General features: G+C 36.8%; 1 protein-coding gene. It reads right to left on the reverse strand.

The features are described from left to right. On the reverse strand, nt 1–1010 hold a 1010-nt coding region (locus QI30_RS20615; protein ID WP_158621082.1), incomplete at both ends, for an AsnC family protein.

The following is a 1010-nucleotide window of genomic DNA, read 5'->3' on the forward strand; positions in this document are numbered from 1 at the left end:
AAAACTTTGTAGCTCGCTCATATGCACTCTTTACAGTCGTTTTGAGGACGTTTTTCTTCTGTGAAGATGTGAAACTAATATCAAGCTGAAAAGTCGCTGTAAGGACTTCTAAATGGCTCATATCGCTTCCTAGCGTCAGAGCAAATGCATAATCATACGTTAAGATGTTACGATTCTCAATTTCTCCATTTCGGATATGTACAAGATTTAAAATGTCATTCGCACGTGCCATGTTCATTTGTGTAAGCGTGCGTGTGCCTTTTTTATACCCCTTTAATGGTGTTACTGTACGCAATTTAGAACGCTTTTTCATTGGCTTATACGGCTTCACATAATCCATCAATTCATTAAGATGCCATTCTCTACGATTCCAAATTTCAGCCGTTACTAGCTTTGTGGGATAACCCTCTTTTTTATTCAATGTATAAGGCAATCTAAATACTCGTTCCAGTGTACAAGTTTGGTAATCCGCTCCTAAATCAATCAATTGACCAGTTAGTTCCCTTGTTATGTACATTGTCAGCCATTTAATTTCATTGGTAGGTGCTGCTCCCCCCTGTATTGAATAAATAAGCTGTACACCATTGCCCGAATTAATTACTAAATTAGGATTAGGTAACTTACTATGTGCAATTAGTTTAAACAGTTCTTCTTTACATTGATCTGGTGAGATGCCTAGCTTGTAGCAATCTAAATCGATACCTACATTACGAATCTGCGCTAAATTATTAGCACTACGTTTCATCTGACCATTTACTTCACAAAAAGCATTAAGTGATAAATAGACGTTGGTATAAGGCTTCTCACGCTCTGTAAGGCTTAATAACTTTCCTAACGATTCATATGTCCAGAAAAACTGTTTAGGCTCGTTATACGCAATTCTAGACAGGTCTAATGTAGCTATCATGCCCACGTTCTTTTCTGCTGTGATATAGCAGTCTTGCCATTCGCTAATCAAGTTTTCTTGATGTTTATGCGGTGCATAAGATAAATTCATCATTATTATTTTC

This window comes from Candidatus Kurthia intestinigallinarum (assembly GCF_003991225.1).
GTDB lineage: Bacteria > Bacillota > Bacilli > Bacillales_A > Planococcaceae > Kurthia > Kurthia populi.